General features: G+C 72.9%; 21 protein-coding genes. 20 read left to right on the top strand and 1 reads right to left on the bottom strand.

Annotated features, from left to right (window positions below; all coding sequences use genetic code 11):
• Positions 1-83: 83 nt before the first annotated feature.
• The 18 genes from V6U86_RS05770 to V6U86_RS05685 all read left to right on the top strand — a co-directional run bounded on the left by V6U86_RS05770 (position 84) and on the right by V6U86_RS05685 (position 17,902).
• A complete protein-coding gene (locus tag V6U86_RS05770) occupies positions 84-1,538 on the top strand; it encodes an FtsW/RodA/SpoVE family cell cycle protein (protein ID WP_334499893.1) in 1,455 nt (484 codons plus the stop codon).
• On the top strand, positions 1,538-2,644 hold the full coding sequence (gene murG / locus V6U86_RS05765; protein WP_334499235.1) for an undecaprenyldiphospho-muramoylpentapeptide beta-N-acetylglucosaminyltransferase: 1,107 nt from the start codon (positions 1,538-1,540) through the stop codon (positions 2,642-2,644). Before V6U86_RS05770 ends, murG begins: the two co-directional genes overlap by 1 nt.
• Complete coding sequence (gene murC / locus V6U86_RS05760) at positions 2,641-4,206, top strand: UDP-N-acetylmuramate--L-alanine ligase (RefSeq protein ID WP_334499232.1); 1,566 nt, start codon at positions 2,641-2,643, stop codon at positions 4,204-4,206. Before murG ends, murC begins: the two co-directional genes overlap by 4 nt.
• Positions 4,203-5,021 (top strand): cell division protein FtsQ/DivIB, encoded by an 819-nt coding sequence (locus V6U86_RS05755; RefSeq protein ID WP_334499230.1) that lies wholly within the window; start codon positions 4,203-4,205, stop codon positions 5,019-5,021. The genes murC and V6U86_RS05755 overlap by 4 nt, the downstream gene beginning before the upstream one ends.
• A 245-nt stretch (positions 5,022-5,266) precedes the next feature.
• Complete coding sequence (gene ftsZ / locus V6U86_RS05750) at positions 5,267-6,382, top strand: cell division protein FtsZ (protein WP_088988414.1); 1,116 nt, start codon at positions 5,267-5,269, stop codon at positions 6,380-6,382.
• A gap of 9 nt (positions 6,383-6,391) precedes the next feature.
• Entirely contained in the window at positions 6,392-7,135 is a 744-nt protein-coding gene (locus tag V6U86_RS05745) for a YggS family pyridoxal phosphate-dependent enzyme (RefSeq protein WP_334499227.1), read from the top strand.
• 191 nt (positions 7,136-7,326) lie between these two features.
• A complete protein-coding gene (locus tag V6U86_RS05740; protein ID WP_238660713.1) occupies positions 7,327-8,019 on the top strand; it encodes a cell division protein SepF in 693 nt (230 codons plus the stop codon).
• A gap of 29 nt (positions 8,020-8,048) precedes the next feature.
• Complete coding sequence (locus tag V6U86_RS05735; protein ID WP_124778504.1) at positions 8,049-8,354, top strand: YggT family protein; 306 nt, start codon at positions 8,049-8,051, stop codon at positions 8,352-8,354.
• A gap of 44 nt (positions 8,355-8,398) precedes the next feature.
• Positions 8,399-9,208, top strand: coding sequence for a DivIVA domain-containing protein (locus V6U86_RS05730; RefSeq protein WP_036411965.1), 810 nt, complete (start codon positions 8,399-8,401; stop codon positions 9,206-9,208).
• An 80-nt stretch (positions 9,209-9,288) separates the two neighbouring features.
• Entirely contained in the window at positions 9,289-10,056 is a 768-nt protein-coding gene (locus tag V6U86_RS05725) for a hypothetical protein (RefSeq protein WP_334499223.1), read from the top strand.
• 4 nt (positions 10,057-10,060) lie between these two features.
• Positions 10,061-10,372, top strand: a complete 312-nt coding sequence (locus V6U86_RS05720) for a DUF167 domain-containing protein (protein ID WP_442934883.1) — start codon at positions 10,061-10,063, stop codon at positions 10,370-10,372.
• A gap of 22 nt (positions 10,373-10,394) precedes the next feature.
• Positions 10,395-11,894 carry a potassium/proton antiporter gene (locus V6U86_RS05715; protein ID WP_334499219.1) on the top strand — a complete coding sequence of 500 codons (1,500 nt, stop codon included), beginning with the start codon at positions 10,395-10,397 and terminating at the stop codon, positions 11,892-11,894.
• 226 nt (positions 11,895-12,120) lie between these two features.
• Positions 12,121-12,540: a TraR/DksA family transcriptional regulator gene (locus tag V6U86_RS05710; RefSeq protein ID WP_124770807.1), complete on the top strand. Its 420-nt coding sequence runs from the start codon at positions 12,121-12,123 to the stop codon at positions 12,538-12,540.
• A 64-nt stretch (positions 12,541-12,604) separates the two neighbouring features.
• The gene (gene lspA, locus V6U86_RS05705) at positions 12,605-13,219 is read left to right on the top strand and encodes a signal peptidase II (RefSeq protein ID WP_334499215.1); all 615 of its coding nucleotides are present in this window, start codon (positions 12,605-12,607) and stop codon (positions 13,217-13,219) included.
• Positions 13,216-14,160, top strand: a complete 945-nt coding sequence (locus V6U86_RS05700) for an RluA family pseudouridine synthase (protein WP_124854348.1) — start codon at positions 13,216-13,218, stop codon at positions 14,158-14,160. The genes lspA and V6U86_RS05700 overlap by 4 nt, the downstream gene beginning before the upstream one ends.
• A 42-nt stretch (positions 14,161-14,202) precedes the next feature.
• Positions 14,203-15,234, top strand: coding sequence for a hypothetical protein (locus V6U86_RS05695; protein WP_334499212.1), 1,032 nt, complete (start codon positions 14,203-14,205; stop codon positions 15,232-15,234).
• Positions 15,235-15,329: 95 nt separating this feature from the next.
• Positions 15,330-17,015, top strand: coding sequence for a MinD/ParA family ATP-binding protein (locus V6U86_RS05690; protein ID WP_334499210.1), 1,686 nt, complete (start codon positions 15,330-15,332; stop codon positions 17,013-17,015).
• 56 nt (positions 17,016-17,071) lie between these two features.
• Positions 17,072-17,902, top strand: coding sequence for a DUF2567 domain-containing protein (locus tag V6U86_RS05685; protein ID WP_442934882.1), 831 nt, complete (start codon positions 17,072-17,074; stop codon positions 17,900-17,902).
• On the opposite strand, the gene V6U86_RS05680 is transcribed toward V6U86_RS05685, so the two are convergent.
• Positions 17,817-18,521 (bottom strand): LON peptidase substrate-binding domain-containing protein, encoded by a 705-nt coding sequence (locus tag V6U86_RS05680; RefSeq protein ID WP_334499208.1) that lies wholly within the window; start codon positions 18,519-18,521, stop codon positions 17,817-17,819. The two genes, V6U86_RS05685 and V6U86_RS05680, sit on opposite strands and share 86 nt — an antisense overlap.
• Before the next feature lie 106 nt (positions 18,522-18,627).
• On the opposite strand from V6U86_RS05680, the gene hisD reads away from it, so the two are divergent.
• Both hisD and V6U86_RS05670 read left to right on the top strand, forming a co-directional pair.
• Complete coding sequence (gene hisD, locus V6U86_RS05675; RefSeq protein WP_334499206.1) at positions 18,628-19,950, top strand: histidinol dehydrogenase; 1,323 nt, start codon at positions 18,628-18,630, stop codon at positions 19,948-19,950.
• Entirely contained in the window at positions 19,947-21,035 is a 1,089-nt protein-coding gene (locus V6U86_RS05670; protein WP_334499204.1) for a histidinol-phosphate transaminase, read from the top strand. The genes hisD and V6U86_RS05670 overlap by 4 nt, the downstream gene beginning before the upstream one ends.
• Positions 21,036-21,047 lie beyond the last annotated feature (12 nt).

The raw sequence follows: 21,047 nt of genomic DNA, 5'->3' as shown, positions 1-21,047 counted from the left end.
AGCGCGGCGCGGCGGCCCGCGAACCCGGGGCACGGGAGCCCGGGGCGCGGGAGCCCGGGCCGGCGGGACGCGAGCCGGAGGTCGTGGCGTCGACCCCGCTGCGCGGGTTCGACGCGGCGGGCGGGCTCGCCGCGCTGCGCGGCCTGCTGGACCGCCCGCTGGCCAGCTACTACCTGCTGTTGTCGAGCGCCGGCCTGCTGCTGCTGATCGGGCTGACCATGGTCTTCTCGGCGACCAGCGTGAAGGACTACGCCGAGGACGGCAACGCCTCGGCCTCGGTGACCAAGCAGGCCATCTTCGCGGTGATCGGCATCGTCGCGTTCTGGGCCTGCCAGCGCCTGCCCGCCAGCACCTACCGGTCGCTGGGCCGGCCGCTGCTGTTCACCTCGATCGGGTTGCTGCTGGTGCTCAACCTGCTGCTCGCCTACGCCCGGCTGACCCACCAGAAATCGGGGCAGATCGGCCCGGTCGAGGCGCGGCTGAACTGGCTTTTCGTCGGCGGGATCCAGCTTCAGCCCTCCGAGCTGGCCAAGTTCGCGCTCGTGCTCTGGGGTGCGCACCTGATCGCCCGCAAGGGCGCCGCGCTGGGCTGGTGGCGCGAGTTGGCCACGCCGCTCTTCCCGGTGATGGGCCTGCTCTTCGTCCTGGTCGGCTACAACGACACGGGCACGATGCTCTGCCTGCTGGCCCTGGTCGTCGGCCTGCTCTGGGCCGCCGGCGTGCGGATGCGGGTCTTCGGCGCCCTGGCTGCCGCCGGGCTGGTCGGGATCGGCCTGCTGGTCGCGGTGGCCTCGCTGGGTGCCGGCTCCGGTGAGCGCGGCGAGGACAACTACCGCTTCGCCCGGCTGGCCATGTTCTTCAACCCACCGGACCCGGAGACCTGCAAACTCGACGGCTGTCTGCAGTTCTACCAGGGGCGGCTGGCCATCGAGCACGGTGGCTGGTTCGGGGTCGGGCTGGGCAAGGGCAGCCTGAAGTGGGACTGGCTACCCGAGGCGCACAACGACTTCATCTTCGCGATCATCGCCGAGGAGCTGGGCGTGATCGGCAGCGTCGTGGTGCTCAGCCTGTTCGCGGTCCTCGCGTACACCGGGTTCCGGATCGCCCGGCGGGTCGACGACCCGTTCCGCCGACTCGCCGCCGCCGCCGTGACCACCTGGCTGGTCAGCCAGGCCGTGATCAATATCGGTGGGGTGGTGGGGCTGCTGCCGATCACCGGTCTGCCGTTGCCGTTCATCTCCGACGGCGGAAGTGCCCTGGTCGTGACGTTGGCCGGCATCGGCATGCTGGCGTCCTTCGCCCGCGCCGAACCCGATGCGGCCAGAGCACTGCATGCCCGTCCGCCAGCCCGGTGGGTCCGACTACTCTGGGCCCCGTTGCCGCCGCTTCCCGGCCGGCGTCGCCGACCGGCGACGCCGCCCGCTGGCCGAGGGTCCGTGCCCCGGTCCCGCGAGCGGCGCCATGACGACCAGGCCGCGCCGCGCGGGGTCCGACAGGACCGAAGCCGCAGGGGTACGGCGAGCGAGAGGAGACGCTGATGGGTCCGCTGCGTTCGGTGGTGCTCGCGGGAGGTGGCACCGGGGGGCACGTCTACCCGCTGCTCGCCTTCGCCGACTGCCTGCGCCGACACGACCCGGGCGTCCGGATCACCTGCCTCGGCACACCCCGGGGCATGGAGAACGATCTGATCCCGCCGCAGGGCTACGACCTGCGGCAGATCCCGGCGTACCAGCTGCCCCGGTCGGTCAACATGAACCTGGTCCGCACCCCGGGCCGGATGTGGACCGCGGCGCGCGCCGCGGGCAAGGTGATCGACGAGGTGCGCGCCGAGGTGGTCGTCGGCTTCGGCGGGTACGTCTCGGTGCCGGCCTACCTGGCCGCGTGGCGTCGTGAGCTGCCCATGGTGATCCACGAGGTGAACGTGCCACCGGGTGTGGCCAACCGGCTGGGCATGAAGTTCACCAAGAACGTCGCCGTCGGCTTCCCGAACCAGCCGAGCCAGGCCGAGTCGCTGCGGGACGCCACAGTGGTCGGGGTGCCGCTGCGGCGCGCCATCACCGGTCTGGACCGGTACGCGCTGCGCAACGCCGCCCGCGCCCACTTCGGGCTGCGCCCGGACCTGCCGGTGCTCTTCGTCTCCGGCGGCTCGTCCGGCGCCCGTTCGATCAACCTGGCGGTCTCCGGGGCGGCCAAGGAGCTGGCCCGCAACGGCGTGCAGGTGCTGCACGTGATGGGGGCCCGCAACGAGCCGGTGCCGATCCCCACCGACCTGCCGGTGCCGTACGTGACGCTGCCGTACCTGTCGGAGATGGAGCTGGGCTACGCCGCCGCCGACCTGATGCTGGCCCGGGGCGGGGCGATGACCGTCGCCGAGGTGTCCGCGATCGGGCTGCCCACCATCTTTGTGCCGTACCCGCACAGCAACCAGGAGCAGCGGCGCAACGCGTTGCCCGTGGTGGAGGCCGGCGGCGGGCTGCTGGTCGACGACGCGGAGCTCACCCCGGACTGGCTGGAGCGCACCGTCGTCCCCCTCATCCGCGACCCACAGCGGCTTTACACGATGGGCGCCGCCGCCGGGGCGTACGGCCGGCGCGACGGCGACGAGGCCCTGCGCTCCTTCGTGCTGGCGGCGGTGGCCCGATGACCGCGCAGTTCACCCCGGCCGGCACGCTCACCGCCGAGGACCTGGGCGCCGTCCACCTGATCGGAGTGGGTGGGGTGGGCATGCTCGGCGTGGCCCGGCTGCTGCTCACCCGCGGCATCCGGGTCTCCGGCAGCGACCTGCGTGAGTGGCCGTCGCTGGCGGGCCTGCGGGCGCTCGGCGGCACCATCCACCTCAGCCACGAGGTGACCAACCTCGACGGCGTGGACACCGTCGTCTACTCGTCGGCCATCCCACAGGACCACCTGGAGCTGGTCGAGGCGCGTCGGCGTGGCCTGCGGGTGCTGCACCGCTCGGAGGCGCTCGCCGCGGCGATGACCGGCCGCCGGGCGGTGGCGGTCGCCGGCACGCACGGCAAGACCACCACCACCTCGATGGTGACCATGGTGCTTCAGCAGGCCGGGGTGGACCCGTCCTTCGTGATCGGCGGGGAGATCTCCGAGGTCGGCTCGGGCGCCCACCACGGCACCGGCGAGCACTTCGTGGTCGAGGCGGACGAGAGCGACCGCTCGTTCCTCATCTACCGCCCGTACGTCTCGATCATCACGAACGTCGAGGCGGACCACCTGAACACCTACGGTGACTACGCGACGCTGGAGGCGGCGTTCGTGGAGTTCGCCCGCCTCACCAACCCGGACGGGTTCATCATCACCTGCGCCGACGACCCGGGCGGTCGGCGGCTGGCCGAGAGCCTGCGGTCCGAGGGGCGGCGGGTGTTCACCTACGGCGAGGCGGACGACGCCGACCTGCGGTTGACCGAGGTGGTCTCCTCCGCACGCGGGGTGCGCTACCTGGCCGCGATCGACGGCCGGTCGCTGGGCGAGTTCCGGCTGCCGGTGCCGGGGCGGCACATGGGGCTGAACAGCGCCGCCGCGGTGCTGACCGCGTACCTGCTGGAGTTGCCGCTGGAGGCGGCGGAGGCCGCGCTGGCGGTCTTCCCCGGCGTGCGACGGCGCTTCGAGCGCAAGGGTGTCGCGGATGGCGTGCTGGTCTACGACGAGTACGCCTACCACCCGACCTCGATGACGTTGGCGATGCAGACGCTGCGCGAGGTCGCGGGGGACGGCCGGCTCATCGTCGTCTTCCAGCCGTACCGGCTGTACCGCACCCGCGACAACCAGGCGGAGATCGCGGCGGCGTTGGCCATCGCCGACGAGGTGGTGCTGTTGGAGGTCTTCGGGCCCGGTGAGCTGCGTCAGCCCGGCGAGGGCTCGGCGGCGCTGATCGCGGCGGTGGAGCTGCCCGCCGACCGCAAGGTCTTCGTGGAGTCGTGGGAGCAGGCCCCGGTCGAGGTGGCCCGTCGGGCCCGCTCGGGGGACGTGGTGGTCACCATGGGCGCCCCGCCGATCTCGCTGATGGGCGACGAGCTGCTGGCCGCTCTGGGTGAGCGTACGGGCGGCTCGGCGTCGACCGCGACCGTCGACCCGGTGGCCACCGCCCCGGCGATCGGTGATCCGGTGCCAGGTGGGGCCACGTCCGGTGGCGACGGCGCGGCTCTCGGTGGCACCGCCGTGCCCGGCGGCTCGGCGCCCACGGCCGGATGAGCTCCGGCCCGGCCCGAGGGCGAACCAGCGCCGCCGACGGCGGCGCCCCGCGCCGAGGTCCGGCCCGGCGGTGGCAGCTGGTCCGGGCGGGCAGCGACGCGGTGCCGCCATCGACCCGGCGGTTCATGGCGCGGGCGCGGCAGCGTCGCATGCGTGCGGCGCTGCCGTGGGCGGTGGCCGCCGGTGTGCTCGCCCTGGCCGGGCTGGTGGCCTGGACGGTGCTCGGCACCGGGCTGTTCGGCGTGCGCGAGGTGCGCGTGGAGGGTGCCGACCTGGTCACTCCGGTGCAGGTGCACGACGCGGTCGGCGTTCCGGACGGGGTGCCACTGGCCCAGGTGGACCTGGCCGCCGCCGCCCGGCGGGTCGGCGCGCTGCCGGCGGTGGAGCGGGCCACGGTCTCCCGGGACTGGCCCGACGCGCTGGTGGTGCGGGTGACCGAGCGGACCGCGGTGGCGGTGGTGCCGCAGGGGGAGGCGTTCGCCGTGATCGACCGGAGCGGGGTGGCGTTCCGGACGATGGAGCGACGCCCCGCTGGCCTGCCGCAGGTGACGGTGGCCCGGCCGGCCGCCGACGACCCGGGCACCCGGGCCGCGCTGGAGGTGCTCGTCGCGCTGACGCCGCAGCTGCGCGCGGAGCTGGTGGACGTGAACGTGGCAGGGCTGGCCCGGATCAGCCTCCGGTTACGGGGAGATCGAACGGTGGTCTGGGGCGACTCGACCCGGGGCACGGACAAGGCCCGGGTGGCCACCGCGCTGCTCGATGAGGACACCGACCAGATCGACGTGAGCGCGCCGGATGTGGTGACCTTTCGTTGACCGGTGAGCGCGCGCGGACGTGACCCGTCGCGCTCCGCTCGGCGACACGCCGCCCGGGTCCTTGGCTCATCGGGCGGTGGCGCTTACGTTGCCCCGAAGAGGATCAGTGGTTGACATAACTGTAAGCCTCTAGTAGAGGGTTAGGGTTCACCCCTGATCCTCGCTGGTGACAGCTGTCGTCGGCCGCTGGGCTGGCCACGCCGTACCCGGTCGGCCGAAGCCAATCTCGAAGGAAAGGACCGGAGATGACACCTCCGCACAACTATCTGGCGGTCATCAAGGTCGTCGGCATCGGGGGTGGCGGCGTCAACGCCGTCAACCGGATGATCGAGGTTGGGCTCAAGGGCGTCGAGTTCATCGCGATCAACACCGATGCGCAGGCGCTGCTGATGAGCGACGCCGACGTCAAGCTCGACGTCGGTCGGGAGCTGACCCGTGGCCTGGGTGCCGGGGCCAACCCCGACGTCGGGAAGAACGCCGCCGAGGACCACCGCGACGAGATCGAGGAGGTGCTCAAGGGCGCCGACATGGTCTTCGTGACCTGCGGCGAGGGCGGCGGCACCGGCACCGGTGGCGCGCCCGTGGTGGCCAACATCGCCCGCAAGCTCGGCGCGCTGACCATCGGCGTGGTGACCCGGCCGTTCTCCTTCGAGGGCAAGCGCCGCCAGGTGCAGGCCGAGTCGGGGATAGACGAACTCCGCAACCAGTGCGACACGCTGATCGTCATCCCGAACGACCGGCTGCTGGCCCTGGGCGACCGCAACATCAGCATGATGGACGCGTTCCGCACGGCCGACCAGGTGCTGCTCTCGGGTGTGCAGGGCATCACCGACCTGATCACCACCCCGGGTCTGATCAACCTGGACTTCGCCGACGTCAAGAGCGTGATGAGCGGCGCCGGCAGCGCGTTGATGGGCATCGGCAGCGCCCGCGGTGAGAACCGCGCGGTCGAGGCGGCCGAGGCGGCCATCTCCAGCCCGCTGCTGGAGCAGAGCATGGACGGCGCACGGGGCGTGCTGCTCTCCATCGCCGGCGGCTCCGACCTGGGCCTGTTCGAGATCAACGATGCGGCCCAGCTGGTCACCGACGCGGCCCACCCGGACGCCAACATCATCTTCGGCGCGGTCATCGACGACGCGCTCGGTGACGAGGTGCGGGTGACGGTCATCGCGGCGGGCTTCGACGGCGGCACGCCCGCGTACAAGGCGGCCGAGCCGACCCGCAAGACCAACACCAACCAGCCGGCACCGCAGAGCACTCCGGTGCCAGCGCCGGCCACCAACCCGGCTCCGGCCCAGTCGCCGCGTCGCGTGCTCTTCGACGACGTGGACGTTCCCGACTTCCTCAAGAACGGGTCCTGAGCACCGCCGATGACCGACAGCTCAGCCACGGTACGACCGGATCGGCGCGCGGAACTCGCGGCCGGTCTGGCACAGGTCCGGTCCCGGATCGATGACGCCTGCGCGCAGGCCGGCCGGGATCGCGCCGAGGTCACGATGATCGCGGTGACGAAGACCTACCCGGCCAGCGACGTGTTGGCGCTGGCCGGGCTCGGGGTGACCGACATGGGGGAGAACCGCGACCAGGAGGCAGCCGGCAAGGCTGCCGAGGTGGCTGCCTCCGGGGTGCGTCCCCGCTGGCACTTCATCGGCCAGTTGCAGCGCAACAAGGCCCGGTCGGTGGTCCGTTACGCCGACGTGGTGCACTCCGTCGACAGTGTCCGGCTGGCCCGGGCGTTGGCCACCGCGACCGCCGACCGGCAGGCGCCGCTCGACGCCCTGGTTCAGGTGAGCATCGACGGCGACGCGGCCCGGGGCGGAGCACTGCCCGATTCGGCGGATCCGGGCGCCGGGTTGGGGCCGGTGGCGGAGGCGGTGGCCGATGCGCCAGGGCTGCGTCTGGTCGGTCTGATGGCGGTCGCCCCGCTGGGGTGGGAGCCGGAGCGGGCGTTCGCCCGGCTCGCCGAGGTTGCCGACGCCTTTCGGGCTGTCCATCCGGGAGCCACCGCGTTGTCCGCCGGTATGAGCGGAGATTTCGAAATCGCGATCCGTTACGGCGCGACACATGTCCGCGTCGGTAGCGCGTTGCTCGGAATGCGTCCCACGCTGCGGTAGCCTGACCGCGAGACAAGCAAATTACATCAGTGTTGTTTCAGGGGCGGGCGTCTCCTAGTCGGGGGTCGTGGCGCGCGACGCGAATCGCGCGCCGGGGGATTGCCGTTCCGGTCCGATGGGCATGGTTGTCCACTCGCGACGGGCGACATGGCACGGGGGCGCGTGCCGCACGGCGGACGGAAGGGCGCGGGATGGGTGCACTGCGCAAGGCGGGGGTCTGGCTCGGTCTGGTCGAAGAAGACGACGAGCGGGCCTACGACGACGGTGGCTACGACAAGGGTGGCTACCGCGACTCGCGTTACCGGCAGAGCCGGTACGCCGAGGAGTTCGCCGACGACGACGAGGACGACACCGAGGAGCCGCCGGCTCCCCGGCCGCGCGACAGCGGGCGGGGTCGACTCTCCGAGCGGCCGAGCGGGCGGTTGAGCGAGTCTGAGCGCGGTGACGGTGAGCGTCCGGAGCGGATCGAGCGGTCCAGCGTACGGTCGATCACCCGGTCGTCGGCGGGCGAGACCTCCGGCGCGCTGACCTACCACACTCGGGACAACCTGGCTCTCGCTCCGCAGGTCACGTCGCGTGAGCGGGCCCTGCCCGAGGAGGAGCAGCGTTACCAGATCACCACGCTGCACCCCACCACCTACCGGGAGGCGCGCACCATCGGTGAGCACTTCCGCGACGGCGTTCCCGTGATCATCAATCTCACCGAGATGGATGAGGCCGACGCCCGCCGTCTGGTGGACTTCGCCGCCGGACTGGCGTTCGGCCTGCGCGGTACGATCGAGCGCGTGACCAATCGGGTGTTCCTGCTCTCACCGGCTAACGTCCAGGTCACCGCTGAGGACAAAGCCAAGATCGCTGAGGGCGGCTTTTTCAGTCTGAGTTGACCCGCCCGACCCGAGGGACGTCGCTGACCGTGTTGTCGATCTTACTGCAGGTGCTGTACCTGATCCTTTATGTCTTCCTGCTGCTTCTTCTGTCCCGGTTCGTGTTGAGCGCCGTCCTGCAGTACGGCCGGCGCTGGCAACCAGGCCGTGGAGCATCGGCAGGATTGGAATCCGTGTGGAGCGTCACTGATCCCCCTCTCAACGCGTTGAGGCGTGTGATCCCTCCGCTGCGAATTGGTACCGTGAGCATCGACCTGGCCTCCCTTGTGCTCCTGGTTATCCTGTTCGTGCTGATGGAGTTCGTGTTAGGGCCGTCGATCACGGCATCTGCCTGATGACCGACGCGCTTTCGCGGCCGCAACTGACCCGAGGAGTTTCGATGCCGCTGACCCCGGCCGACGTCCACAACGTCGCCTTCAAAAAGCCGCCGATCGGCAAGCGGGGGTATGACGAGGAGGAGGTCGACGCCTTCCTGGATGAGGTCGAGCGCGAGCTCGCCCGTCTCATCGAGGAAAACAACGAGCTGCGCGCCCAGGTGGAGCGCGGCGGCCGTGGCGGTGCCCCCGCAGGCCCCGGCGGCGACGCCCGACTGGCGGCGGAGCTCAACGACGTCAAGGCCCAACTGGACCGGGTGCAGCGCGACAAGTCGGCGGCCGAGCAGGCCGCCCGCGCGATGCAGGCCGAGCTGGAGCAGGTCCGGGCGACCGGCGGCCCGGCTGGCGGCGTCACCGGTGACGGTGAGCAGCAGGCCCTGCGCGTGCTGATGATGGCCCAGCGCACCGCTGACGACCACGTGTCCGACGCGCGCCGCGAGGCCGACCAGCTGCTGTCCGAGGCTCGCAGCAAGGCCGAGGAGGTGACCCGGGAGGCGCGCGCGAAGGCTGACGCCCTTGAGCGGGACGCCCGCCAGCGGCACCAGGAGGCCATGGGCGGCCTGGACGCCAAGCGCACGGCGCTGCAGAAGCACATCGAGGAGCTCAAGCAGTTCGAGCGCGAGTACCGCACCCGGCTCAAGGCGTACCTGGAGAGCCAGCTGCGTGACCTCGACGGTCGTGGCCAGGGCCTTGAGGCTGAGATGACCCGCTCCGAAGCCGGCCGGGTCGCTGGCGGCAACGGGCTGGCGGCAGCGGGCCTCGCTGGCTCGTACGGCGGCGGCGGGCGCTCCGGCGCTCTCGAAGCCGGACGCTGAGCACCGGCCGGCGATCGCTGTCCGCCAATGGTGACGGTCGCCGGCCAGGCCTGGACGGTTCGACGCGGCGGGGGTGAGCCGTGATAGTCGCAAGTCTTCTGCTCATCCTCGTCGCGGTGGTGCTACTGGTGCTCGGCCTGGCCGGTGGCTCCAGCTTCCTCTTGGTCATCTCCATCGCGGCCAGTCTGCTGGCCGCCGTGGCGTTGGTGGTGGGCGCCCGCCAGGCAGCCGCCAACCGCGCCATGGCGGATCCCGGCCGGACCGACCGGCGGCACCCCGACGCACCTCGCACGGCCAGCCAGGCCACGCCGGGTGTCGCGTACGGGCCGCCGCTGGTCGAGCCGGAGGTGCCGGTCCAGCACGTGCCCACGACGTTTGGTACCGGCGGCACCGGGTGGCGGCAACCACCCGGGCCGCCGGTCGACCACGCGTCGCCGATTGACCACGCGTCGCCGAACGACGAGGCGTCGCCCTTCGACCCGCCGCGCGTCGACACGGGTTCGACGTCCGTGACCGCGGCCGACGAGGTGCCCTCGCGGGCCCGGCCCGTCAGCCCGGCGTCGCCGATCGCGGCGTCGACCGACGACGAGTTCGGCCGCGCGGTCCCGGCGGTCGACGAGCCGGCCGCCCAGCAGATCACGACCGCCGAGGCGGCCCGGGTGGCGCGACTGCTCGACAGTGTCGAGGTCGTCGACGGCCGCCCCCGCTACCACCTCGACACCTGCCCCCACCTTGCTGGTTGGCAGCCCGAAACCTTGCCGGTCGCCGAGGCCGTGGAGCTCGGCTTCACTCCGTGCGCGCACTGCGCGCCGGCGACCGCTCTCCTCTCCGACGTCCGGCCGTTCTGAAGCGGTGCCGGTGCCCGCGCAGGACTCGCTCACCGTGGCGGTACGGGTGAAGCCCAACGCATCCCGGGACCGGGTGGGTGGCCGCTTCGACGGCCCGCACGGGCCGGCCCTCGTGATCGCGGTCCACGACCCGCCCGTCGACGGCCGGGCCACCGAGGCGGCCCGCCGGGCGTTGGCCGGCGCGCTGGGCGTCCGACCGGCCGCGGTGTCGCTGCGTTCCGGCGCGGCCAGCCGGGACAAGCTCTTCATCGTCGATCGGCCCGCCCCCGAGATGCCCGAGGTGTTGCGCCGCCTGCGCGACGGATCCGCCGAGTGAGGACAGCCCAGGCAAGGCAGCCGTGACGCCGGGGTTGGATATCGCGCTGCTGCTCGGTGCGGGCGTGCTGCTGGTCGCTGTCGGGGCGGTGCGACTCTCCACCCGGCTCGGTGTGCCCAGCCTCCTGGTCTATCTGGCGTTGGGCGTGGCGATCGGCGAGGGCGGGCTGGGCATCCGTTTCGACGACGTCGAGCTGACCCGCACCCTCGGCTTCTGCGCGCTGATCGTGATCATCGCGGAGGGCGGCCTCACCGCCCGGTGGGCCACGCTGCGCCCGGTGCTCGGGCTGGCCTCCGCGCTCTCCACTGTCGGCGTGATCGTCAGCATCGTGGCGGTTGGCGTCGCCGTGCACCTGCTGTTGGGGCTGGACTGGCGGTTGGCGCTGCTCTACGGCGCGGTGCTCTCGTCCACCGACGCGGCTGCCGTCTTCGCCACCCTGCGCCGGCTGCGGTTGCCGCCCCGACTGGTGGCGACGCTGGAGGCCGAGTCGGGGATGAACGACGCCCCGGTGGTGCTGCTGGTGGTGCTGCTGTCCCACGAGGGCTTCGCGCACCCGTGGTGGTACGAGGTCGCGCTGATCTGTTACGAGCTGGGTGTCGGTGCGGCGGTGGGGGTGGCGGCGGGCGTTGCCGGCATCTGGGCGCTGCGCCGGGCGGCGCTGCCCTCGGCCGGGCTCTACCCGATCGCCGCGGTGGGCTTCACCGTGCTGGCGTACGCCGCGGGGGCGGTTCTGCACGCCTCGGGTTTCCTCGCCGTCTACGTTGCCGGGGTGCTGCTGGGCAATGCCCGCCTTTCGCACCGGCAGGCGATTCTCGGCTTCGCGGACGGGTTGGCCTGGCTCGCCCAGATCGGTCTGTTCGTGCTGCTCGGGTTGCTGGCCTCGCCGGGCCGGCTGGGCGCGGCGGTGCTGCCCGCGGTGGTCGCCGGGCTGGCTCTGGTGCTGCTGGCCCGGCCGCTGTCGGTGGCCGTCTCGGCGTTGCCGTTCGGGGTCGGCCTTCGAGAACAGGCGTTCCTGTCCTGGGCCGGGCTACGCGGGGCGGTGCCGATCGTGCTGGCCACCATTCCGCTCTCCCAGCGGGTGCCCGGCGCGGAGCGGCTCTTCGATGTGGTCTTCGTGCTGGTGGTGATCTTCACGCTGGTGCAGACCGGGACGCTGGGGCCGTTCGCCCGCCGGTTGCGGGTGACCGCGCCGGCCGAGGCCGCCGAGATCCACGTGGAGACCGCGCCGCTGGAGCGGATGCGGGCGGACCTGCTCCAGATGGAGGTGCCGCCGGGCTCTCGACTGGCGGGCGTGCACGTCGACGAGCTGCGGCTCCCGTTGGGCGCGTCGGTGACGCTGGTGCTGCGCGACGGGGTGGGCTTCGTGCCCGCACCGGACACCCGGCTGAAGACCGGCGACAGTCTGCTGATCGTGGCGACCGCCGGGGTGCGCGACGCTGCGGAACGGCGGTTGCGGGCGGTCAGTCGGCGGGGTCACCTGGCCCGATGGTTTGGTGAGTACGGGGATGAGGCGGTCAATTGATCTGCTAGCGTTCCCTTTGCCCTGGTTTGGCAGACCTAGGGGCTGTTAGACGGTGCGACGGTGCGGCACGTTGTCGGACGCCTGTACGTTCCGTATTCTTGCCAACCTCCGGAGTGCGCGGCCATCGTCGCCGCGCGCCCCTTTTCGTACATAGGGGACGCCCTGGTTGGCGCCCCCTGACCCAGGCGCCGCGGACCGCGCGGTTCCCCGGCCGAGGGAGCGACCCATGGCGAAGCCAGCCGACACCAGGACCGCCGGGCGCAAGCCGGTGGCCAAGGCCACCCGCAGCACCGCGGAGACCGAGAAGATCCGGGCGGCGCTGGCGGCGCGGCGGGACGAGCTTCGTGCCGAGTACGATCAGACGCTGAGTGAGATCACCGAGCTGCAGCGCGATCGGCTGACCGACTCGGCCGGGGACGACCAGGCCGACACGGGCACCAAGACGCTCGAGCGGGAGCAGGAGATCTCTCTCGCCAACAGCATTCTGGAACGGATCACGCAGGTCGAGCGCGCTCTGGAGCGCCTCGACGAGGGTGGTTACGGCTGGTGCGAGCGGTGCGGCAACCCGATCCCGGTCGAGCGCCTCGCCGCCTTCCCGTCGGCCACCCAGTGTGTGACGTGCAAGCAGCTGGAGGAGCGGCGCTGAGGTCCGCTCCCCGGCGGCGATGAGACGGTGAGCGATCACCGCCAAGACTGTCGATGGGGAGCGCATGACCGCAGCACCGTCCGCCGAACCCGGCCGCACCGACCCGGGCGGCGGCACACGCCGGCCCCGGGCCGTCGCGATTCTCGCCGGAGTCGCCCTGGTGGCCCTGCTGGCCGACCTGGTCACCAAGCACCTCGCGCTGGCTGCGCTGACCGACCGGGAGCCGGTCCGGCTGCTCGGTGGGTTCGTCTACCTGAGCCTGACCCGCAACAGCGGCGCGGCCTGGAGCATCGGCGCCGACCACACCTGGGTCTTCCCGCTGATCACCATCGGGGTGGTCGGCTGGATCGTCTGGATGGCACTGCGCCTGCGCTCGCTGCCCTGGGCGATCTCCCTCGGCCTGGTGCTGGGTGGCGCGTTGGGCAACCTCGTCGACCGGATCTTCCGGGCGCCATCCCCCTTCCACGGGCACGTGGTCGACATGATCAGCCTCTTCGACCCGTACGGTCAGGTCTGGCCGGTGTTCAACCTGGCGGACAGCTCGCTGGTGTGCGGCGTGCTGCTGGCCGTGCTGTTGGAGCTGACCGGCCGCCAGCGAGACGGCCGGCGCGCCGGCCGCGACGGCGACCCGGCCACGACGGACGCCGCGTCGGGCACCGAGCAGCGGGAGCGAGCATGACCTCCGCGTTCGCCGCTGGCGGCGACCACCGTTCCCTGCCCGTGCCGGACGGCCTCGACGGCATGCGCCTGGACCAGGCCGTGTCCCGCCTGTTCGGGCTCTCCCGCACCGCCGCCGCAGCCCTGGTCGACGCCGGAGACGCGCTGGTCGACGGCGCCGCCCGGCCCAACTCACACAAGGTCAAGGCCGGTTCCTGGCTGGACGTCACGCTGCCCGCCCCGGTCGCACCGCCGACCGTGGTCCCGCAGGCGGTGCCCGGCCTGCGGGTGGTCTACGCCGACGACGACATCGTCGTTGTCGACAAGCCGGTGGGGGTCGCCGCGCACCCCAGCCCCGGGTGGACCGGGCCGACGGTGATCGGCGCGCTCGCCGCGATCGGGCACCGCATCTCCACCAGCGGCGCCGCCGAACGGCAGGGCGTGGTGCACCGGCTCGACGTGGGCACCACCGGGATCATGGTGGTGGCCAAGAGCGAGCAGGCGTACACGGCCTTGAAGCGGGCCTTCAAGTACCGCGAGGTCGACAAGGGTTATCACGCGGTGGTGCAGGGTCACCTGGACCCGCTGCGGGGCACCGTCGACGCGCCGATCGACAGGCACCCCACCCACGACTACCGGTGGGCGGTGGTCTCCGGCGGCAAGCCGAGCATCACCCACTACGACACCCTGGAGGCGTTCCCGGCGGCAAGCCTGGTCGACGTGCGGCTGGAGACCGGCCGGACCCACCAGATCCGGGTGCACTTCTCCACCCTGCGGCACCCCTGTGTGGGTGACCTCACCTACGGCGCCGATCCCACCCTCTCGGCCCGTCTCGGCCTGGCCCGACAGTGGCTGCACGCCCGCGAACTGAGCTTTTTGCACCCCCGAACGGGGGACGAGGTCCGGTTCGTCAGCGACTACCCTGACGACCTGGACCGTGCGCTCCAGATCCTGCGTGACTGAGCGGCGACCGCCCGACACCGATCCACAGAGGGGATCCCGCCCGTGCGCGCCGGCAACCTGCTGCGGCAGCTGGACCAGCAGCTGCTGCCGCCGCTGACCCGGGCCGTGGCCCGGCTGGGCGACCGGTCGGGGCGGTCCGGCGTGCTCAGCTGGGCCGCGGTCCTCTCCGCGGCGGCGGTGCTCGGCACCGCCGTCTGGGCCGTCGACGACGCCCCGGTTGGCGACCGGACGGTCGGCGAGGTGACCCGGGTCGGCGTTGTCGACGGCGACTCCGTCCCCGCCTACCTGCGGTCGGCCGCGGCCGACCTGGCCGCGCTGCCCGCGTCCGCCCCGGCCACCGAGGGCGGGACGTACGCGCTGGTCACGCTCGACGCGTACCTGCCTCCGCAGCGGCTGGCGACGGTGCTCGGCGACGTCGGGGTCTCCACCGTCTTCGGGCGGGTCCCGCTGCCCGGCCGGCAGACCGAGATCGTCAAGATCCCCGCGCTGCGGGTGCCCGACGACGTGGTCGCCGGGATGCGACAGGTGGCGACCCGCAAGGAGACCGAGGCCGCCGACTACCGGGCGAGGGCCGCCACGGTCGTCGGCGACGGGGTGGGCGAGCGAGAGCTGCGGGAGCAGTACGCCAGCGGCGCCGAGGTGGCCGCCGCCGAGGCGGCCGCGTACCGCACCGGCTGCGCCTGCGTCTACGCGGCGGTGGTTCGCGCGACGCCGGTGGCGCTGCGCGGCGTCGCGGCCCGGCCGGACGTGCGCGCCGTCGACCCCGCCCCCGAGGTGTACCGGCTGGACCGCACGGTCTTCACGCCGCCCCTGCCCGAGCAGCGTGACGTGGTGCGCCCGCCGGCCGACACCGGGCCGAGCCCCGCACCGACCCCGTCTGAGCGGCCCGCGCCAGTGATCAGCACACCAGCGCCCTCGGCCGCCGTGGGCGAATCGTCGGAACCCGCACCAGCCGTGACGATCCCGTCACCTGAACCGTCGGAGCCGGAGCCCACCGAGCCGACGCCGTCGAGCGTCACCACCTCGCCGGACGCCGCCGTCGCCGAGCCGCCGTCGCCGTCACCGTCGTCGTGATCTGCGCCGGCTGGTGTGCGTTCTGAGGTGTGGTCCGAATAGGGTTGGGTTCGTAGCCTGTCAGACGGAGATCGATGGCGCTGGGAGGGCGGGCCGTGGAGGGCAGTGAGACCGGCTGGGGCCGGCCGGCCGAACCAGCGCCGCGGTGGCGCGCGTTGTTGGATCGTGCCCGGTTGGGTGGTCGCGGCGCCGAGCAGACCGAGCCGGAACGGCGCGGCGATGAGCCGCCGCCGGAGCAGCTGCCACGGCGTGCGGCCCCCAACGGCTACGCCGGGCGGGCACCCGCCATCGGGCATCCCGCCGACCTGTCGTACGGCGCGGAGCCGGGTTACCGGGCCGAGGCGACCTACCGGGTCGACCCCGCCTATCGGGCGGAGCCCACGTATCGGTCTGAGCCGGACTATCGGTCTGAGCCGGACTATCGCGGCGAGCCGGCGTACCGGGCCGAGCCGAGTTACCGGGCCGAGCCGGACTTTCGAGCGGAGCCGGCGTACCGGGCCGAGCAGCCCGACTACCGTGCCGAGCCCGGTTACGGTGCCGAGCCGGGCTACCGGGCTGAGCCGGGCTACCGTGCCGAGCCGTCGGGCTACCGGGCTGAGCCGTCGGGCTACCGGGCTGAGCCGGATTACCGGGCCACACCGGACTACCGGGCCGAGCCGGGCTACCGGGCCGAGCCCGAGCCGCCGCCGCGCGGCCCCGACCCGGTCCCGTCGCGCTACGCGTTGCTGGACAACGGCTACCGGCCGGGTGAGCCGCCGCCGCAGTCGCGGTACGCCCTGCTGGAGACCGGCTACCAGCCGGAGACCGGCTACCCGGCGGTCGCGCCACCACCCTCGCCGGTCGCCCCACCGCCGGTCGTCGTGCCACCCGCGCCACCGGTCGCCCCGCCGCCACCCGCCCCGGCGGTCGGCTCAGCGGTCGCCGAACGTGCCTACCCGGCCCGGATCGAGTGGCGCCCGCAGGCCGTCGACCAGGAGCAGGAGCGCGCCAACGGGGTGCTCCAGCGGGACCTCGGTACGCCCCGGGTGTTCGCCTTCGCCAACCCCAAGGGCGGGGTGCACAAGACGACCGCCACCGTGCTCGCCGCGGCGACGGTCGGCAGCGTCCGCGGTCAGGGCGTGCTGGCCTGGGACGACAACGAGCTGCGCGGCACCCTCGGCCTGCGCGCCGGCAGCGCCCGGCACGCCCGGACGATCCGGCACCTGATCAGCGACCTGGCCCAGATCGAGATCCTGGAGGGCGCGACCCTGCTCGACCGGCTGGACGACTACCTGCGGCACGCCTCGGACGGCTCGTACGACGTGCTGGCCGGCGAGGAGAGCCCACGCTTCGCCCAACGACTGGACCAGTTCACCGTCCGGCGGGTGCTGGAGTTGCTGCGGCGTACCCACGACGTGGTCTGCGTGGACACCGGCAACAACGTGGAGAGCCCCAACTGGCGCACCGTGATGCAGGCCGCCGACCAGCTGGTGGTGACCACCGTGCCCCGGGAGGACGCGGCGTTCAGCGCGGACTGGATGCTCGACCTGCTGCACGAGGAGGGCATGGGTGAGTTGGCGGACAACGCGATCACCCTCATCTCCTGCCCGACCCCGGGTCGCTCGACGCTCCAGGACGACCTGGAGCGGCACTTCGCCACCCGTACCCGTGGGGTGGCCGTCGTGCCGTACGACCCGGCTCTGGAGACCGGGTCGTCGATCGAGTACCACCAGCTCCAGCCGGAGACCCGGCAGGCGTGGCTGCGGGCCGCGGCGATGATGGTGGAGCCGTTCGCCCGGTGAGCTGGTCTGCCCCCACCCGAGCCCCGACGTCGCACCGGGCCTGAGAGGATCATCGGGTGAGCCCGGACAACCCCGACCCTGAGCGGCCCGTCGACGAGCGCGACCGACCCGCGCCAACCCGTACGCCGGCGGCGAATCCGCCGGAGGTCGACCCGTCGGCCGGGACGACGCCGGCCGAGTTCGGCCCAGACCAGCTGCCCGCCTCGACGGCGTACCAGAGCTCGCTGGAACTTCGGTTCGACGAACCGCGTCGTCCGCTGCGTGCCGTGGCGGCGGTGGTGGGTGCCGTGCTCGCGCTGGCCGCGCTGGGTGTCCCACTCGGGCTGCTGTGGGCCGCGCTCGCGCCGGACACTCCGGTGCTCAAGACCGCCGAGGGGGCGATCTACGCCGAGCCGCAACCGGAGCAGCCGATCGCGGCCGACGGCTGGTTCAGCCTGCTCGGGCTCGCCTTCGGGCTGATCGTGGCGCTCGCCCTGTGGTTCATGCTGCGTCGGCGGCGGGGCCCGGTCGGGCTGGTCGCCGCGGTGCTCGGCACGCTGGTCGCCGCGCCGGTGGCCTGGCAGGTGGGGCGACGGATCGGCCTGGCCACCTTCGACCGGTTGCTGGTGACCGCCCCGCCCGGGCAGGCCTTCAACAAACCCGCCGACCTGCGCGCCGGTGGGGTGGACTGGCTGCTCGGGGTGCTGCCGGTGCCGCACGGCAACCTGCTGCTGCCAGCGTTCGGGGCCGCGGTGATGTACACCCTGCTGGCCGGCTGGTCCCGGTGGCCGGGGCTACGCCCGGAGCCCGAGCCGGCGGATTTCAGTTGGGTGTCGGCGGGGACGCCAGCTCCGCCAGCGGCACCGGAACCGCCCGCACCCGACGCAGCAGAGCCGCCTCGCGGTTGAGCAGCCGCAGCTCGGCGCGGAGCCGGGAGGCGGTGTCGTCGATCGCCAGCAGCCGCTGCCGGTCGTCGACGGTGAGTGCCGCGGTCGCCGCGACCAGGTGCGAGAGCACGGTCGGGTCCTCCGGCAGCTGCTCGGAGATCTCCTCCGGGTCGGAGCGGATCAGGCTGAGGTACTGCCGGAACACCGCGATCACCCGGGCGGCCAGCAGATCGGCCAGCTCGTCCGGGCCGCCCGGGTCGGGCAGCCACTCCACGTCGGCGGTGAGGTAGGGCTCGGCGCTGTCGTCGACCTCGGCGATCCGGAACCGGCGGCGGCCGACCGTGACGATGTCGAAACCACCATCGGCCAGCTCGGTCACCTGGCGCAGCTCGGCGGTGCAGCCCACCTCGTGCAGCGTGACCTCGCCGACGCCCGGCGTGGCCGGGGCGCCGGGACCGGCGGGCGCGACCTCCCAACCGGCCTGGATGGCCACCACGCCGAACTCACGCGGGGCACCCTCGGGCAGGCCGACCAGGTGTCGGACCAGCGCCCGGTAGCGCTCCTCGAAGATGTGCAGCGGCAGCACCAACCCGGGGAAGAGCACCGTTGCGAGCGGGAACACCGGCAGCCGTGCGGTCACATGGTCGAGCCTAACCAATCTCGCCCACCGGGGCGTGTCCCGGCTCACCGTCCCGGCGTACGGGCGGCTCGGGTGGGCGTCGGGCCGGCCGCCTAGACTCGCAAGGGTGCTGAATCGGATCGACCTGCGCGACGGTCTCGGAGACCCGCGCCGCCTGCTGCCCCGTGCCCAGCTCGACGTGTCCGTCGCCGTCGAGCGCATCCGGCCCCTGGTGGAGGCGGTCCGTGAGCATGGGTACCCGGCGATCCGGGAGGCGAGTGAACGGTTCGACGGCGTCTCCCCGGAGGTGCTGCGGGTGCCGGTCGAGGCGATCACCGAGGCGGAAGGGGTGCTCGACCCGGCGGTGCGTGCCGCGTTGCTGGAGTCCATCGCCCGGGCCCGTCGGGTGCACGCCGACCAGCGGCGTGCCGACCACACCACCAAGGTGGTGCCCGGCGGCACGGTCACCGAGCGGTGGCTGCCGGTCGACCGGGTCGGCCTCTACGTGCCCGGTGGCCTGGCGATGTACCCGTCGACAGTGGTGATGAACGTGGTGCCCGCCCAGGCGGCCGGGGTGCGCTCGCTGGTGGTGGTCAGCCCGCCGCAGCAGGACAACGGTGGGCTGCCCGATCCCCGGGTGCTCGCCGCGTGCGCGTTGCTCGGCGTCGACGAGGTGTACGCCGTGGGCGGCGCCCAGGCGGTGGCGATGCTGGCGTACGGCGCGGCGGTGGACCCGGCGGGTGAGCTGCGGTGCGACCCCGTCGACCTGATCACCGGGCCCGGCAACATCTGGGTGACGGCCGCCAAGCGGCTGCTGCGCGGCGTGGTCGGCATCGACGCCGAGGCCGGGCCGACCGAAATCGCCATCCTGGCCGACGACACGGCCGACCCGGCGCACGTGGCCGCCGACCTGATCAGCCAGGCCGAGCACGACCCGCTCGCGGCGAGCGTGCTGGTCACCCCGTCGGTGGCGTTGGTCGAGGCGGTCGAGGCGGAGTTGGCCCGGCAGGTGCCGGCGACCAAGCACACCGAGCGGGTCACCACGGCGCTGACCGGTGAGCAGAGCGGCGTGGTCCTGGTCGACGACCTCGAGGCGGGGCTGCGGGTGGTCGACGCGTACGCGGCCGAGCACCTGGAGATCCAGACGGTCGACGCCCGGGAGTGGGCGCTGCGGGTCCGCAACGCCGGGGCGATCTTCGTGGGCGCCTGGTCACCGGTGTCGCTCGGCGACTACTGCGCCGGCTCCAACCACGTGCTGCCCACCGGCGGTTGCGCCCGGCACTCCTCCGGCCTGTCCGTGCAGTCCTTCCTACGCGGCGTGCACCTCATCGAATACACCGAGGCCGCGCTGCGCGACGTGGCCCCGCACGTGGTCACCCTGGCCAACGTGGAGGACCTGCCCGCGCACGGCCAGGCGGTCCAGGCCCGTTTCCCGGGAGGGTCGGCGTGACCAGTCTGGACGAGCTGCCGATCCGTGCCGACCTGCGAGGGCTGTCGCCGTACGGGGCGCCGCAACTGGACGTGCCGGTGCGGCTCAACACCAACGAGAACTCCCACCCGGTGCCGGAGCCGGTCGTCGAGGCGATCGGCAAGGCGCTCGCGGCCGAGCTGCGCGAGCTGAACCGTTACCCGGACCGGGACGCGGTGGCGCTCCGCGCCGACCTGGCCGAATATCTCGGGCACGGTCTCACCGTCGAGCAGGTGTGGGCGGCCAACGGCTCCAACGAGATCCAGCAGCAGCTGTTGCAGGCGTTCGGCGGTCCGGGGCGCAGCGCGCTCGGCTTCGTTCCGGCGTACTCGATGCACCCGCTGCTGGCCCTCGGCACCGGCACCCGGTGGGTGCCCGCCGAGCGCGGCGTCGATTTCGGGTTGACCGCCGAGGAGGCGGTCGCCCAGGTCCGCGAGCACCAGCCGGACGTGGTCTTCCTCTGCTCGCCGAACAACCCCACCGGCACCGCACTGGACCCGGCGGTGATCGCCGCGGTGCTCGACGTCGCGCCCGGCATGGTGGTCGTCGACGAGGCGTACGCCGAGTTCGCCCGGCCCGGGACGGTCAGCGCCCTCGCGGTGCTCCCCGGCCACCCGCGGCTGGTGGTCACCCGGACGATGAGCAAGGCGTTCGGGTTCGCCGGTGGCCGGCTGGGTTACCTGGCCGCCGACCCGGCGGTGGTGCAGGCCGTGCAGCTCGTCCGTCTGCCGTACCATCTCTCCGCGCTCACCCAGGCCGCCGCACGCGCGGCGGTGGCCCACCGCGATGCCCTTCTCGGTACGGTGAGCGCGATCATGGCTCAGCGGGACCGGATCGTGGCGACGCTGCGCGAGCGGGGGTTGCGGGTCGCCGACAGTGACGCCAACTTCGTGCTCTTCGAGGTGGGCGGCGACCAGACCATCGTCTGGAACGCCCTGCTGGCACAGGGGGTGCTGGTCCGCGACGTCGGCCTGCCCGGCTGGCTGCGGGTGACCGCCGGCACCGCCGCCGAGACCGACGCCTTCCTTTCTGCAATGGAGACTGTGCGGCGGGAGCGCGAGGAGTGAGCTCGCGAGCCC

It is taken from the genome of Micromonospora sp. CPCC 205558 (assembly GCF_036902955.1).
Classification (GTDB): domain Bacteria; phylum Actinomycetota; class Actinomycetes; order Mycobacteriales; family Micromonosporaceae; genus Micromonospora.
The sequence above is the reverse complement of the archived record's forward strand: the minus strand, read 5'-3'. Positions and strand labels throughout refer to the sequence as shown.

Coding starts and splice junctions, on each gene's coding strand:
- ftsZ (WP_088988414.1), top strand. CDS start 5,267: ATGACACCTCCGCACAACTATCTGGCGGTCATCAAGGTCGTCGGCATC.
- V6U86_RS05740 (WP_238660713.1), top strand. CDS start 7,327: ATGGGTGCACTGCGCAAGGCGGGGGTCTGGCTCGGTCTGGTCGAAGAA.
- lspA (WP_334499215.1), top strand. CDS start 12,605: ATGACCGCAGCACCGTCCGCCGAACCCGGCCGCACCGACCCGGGCGGC.
- V6U86_RS05755 (WP_334499230.1), top strand. CDS start 4,203: ATGAGCTCCGGCCCGGCCCGAGGGCGAACCAGCGCCGCCGACGGCGGC.
- V6U86_RS05710 (WP_124770807.1), top strand. CDS start 12,121: ATGGCGAAGCCAGCCGACACCAGGACCGCCGGGCGCAAGCCGGTGGCC.
- V6U86_RS05730 (WP_036411965.1), top strand. CDS start 8,399: ATGCCGCTGACCCCGGCCGACGTCCACAACGTCGCCTTCAAAAAGCCG.
- murG (WP_334499235.1), top strand. CDS start 1,538: ATGGGTCCGCTGCGTTCGGTGGTGCTCGCGGGAGGTGGCACCGGGGGG.
- murC (WP_334499232.1), top strand. CDS start 2,641: ATGACCGCGCAGTTCACCCCGGCCGGCACGCTCACCGCCGAGGACCTG.
- V6U86_RS05745 (WP_334499227.1), top strand. CDS start 6,392: ATGACCGACAGCTCAGCCACGGTACGACCGGATCGGCGCGCGGAACTC.
- V6U86_RS05700 (WP_124854348.1), top strand. CDS start 13,216: ATGACCTCCGCGTTCGCCGCTGGCGGCGACCACCGTTCCCTGCCCGTG.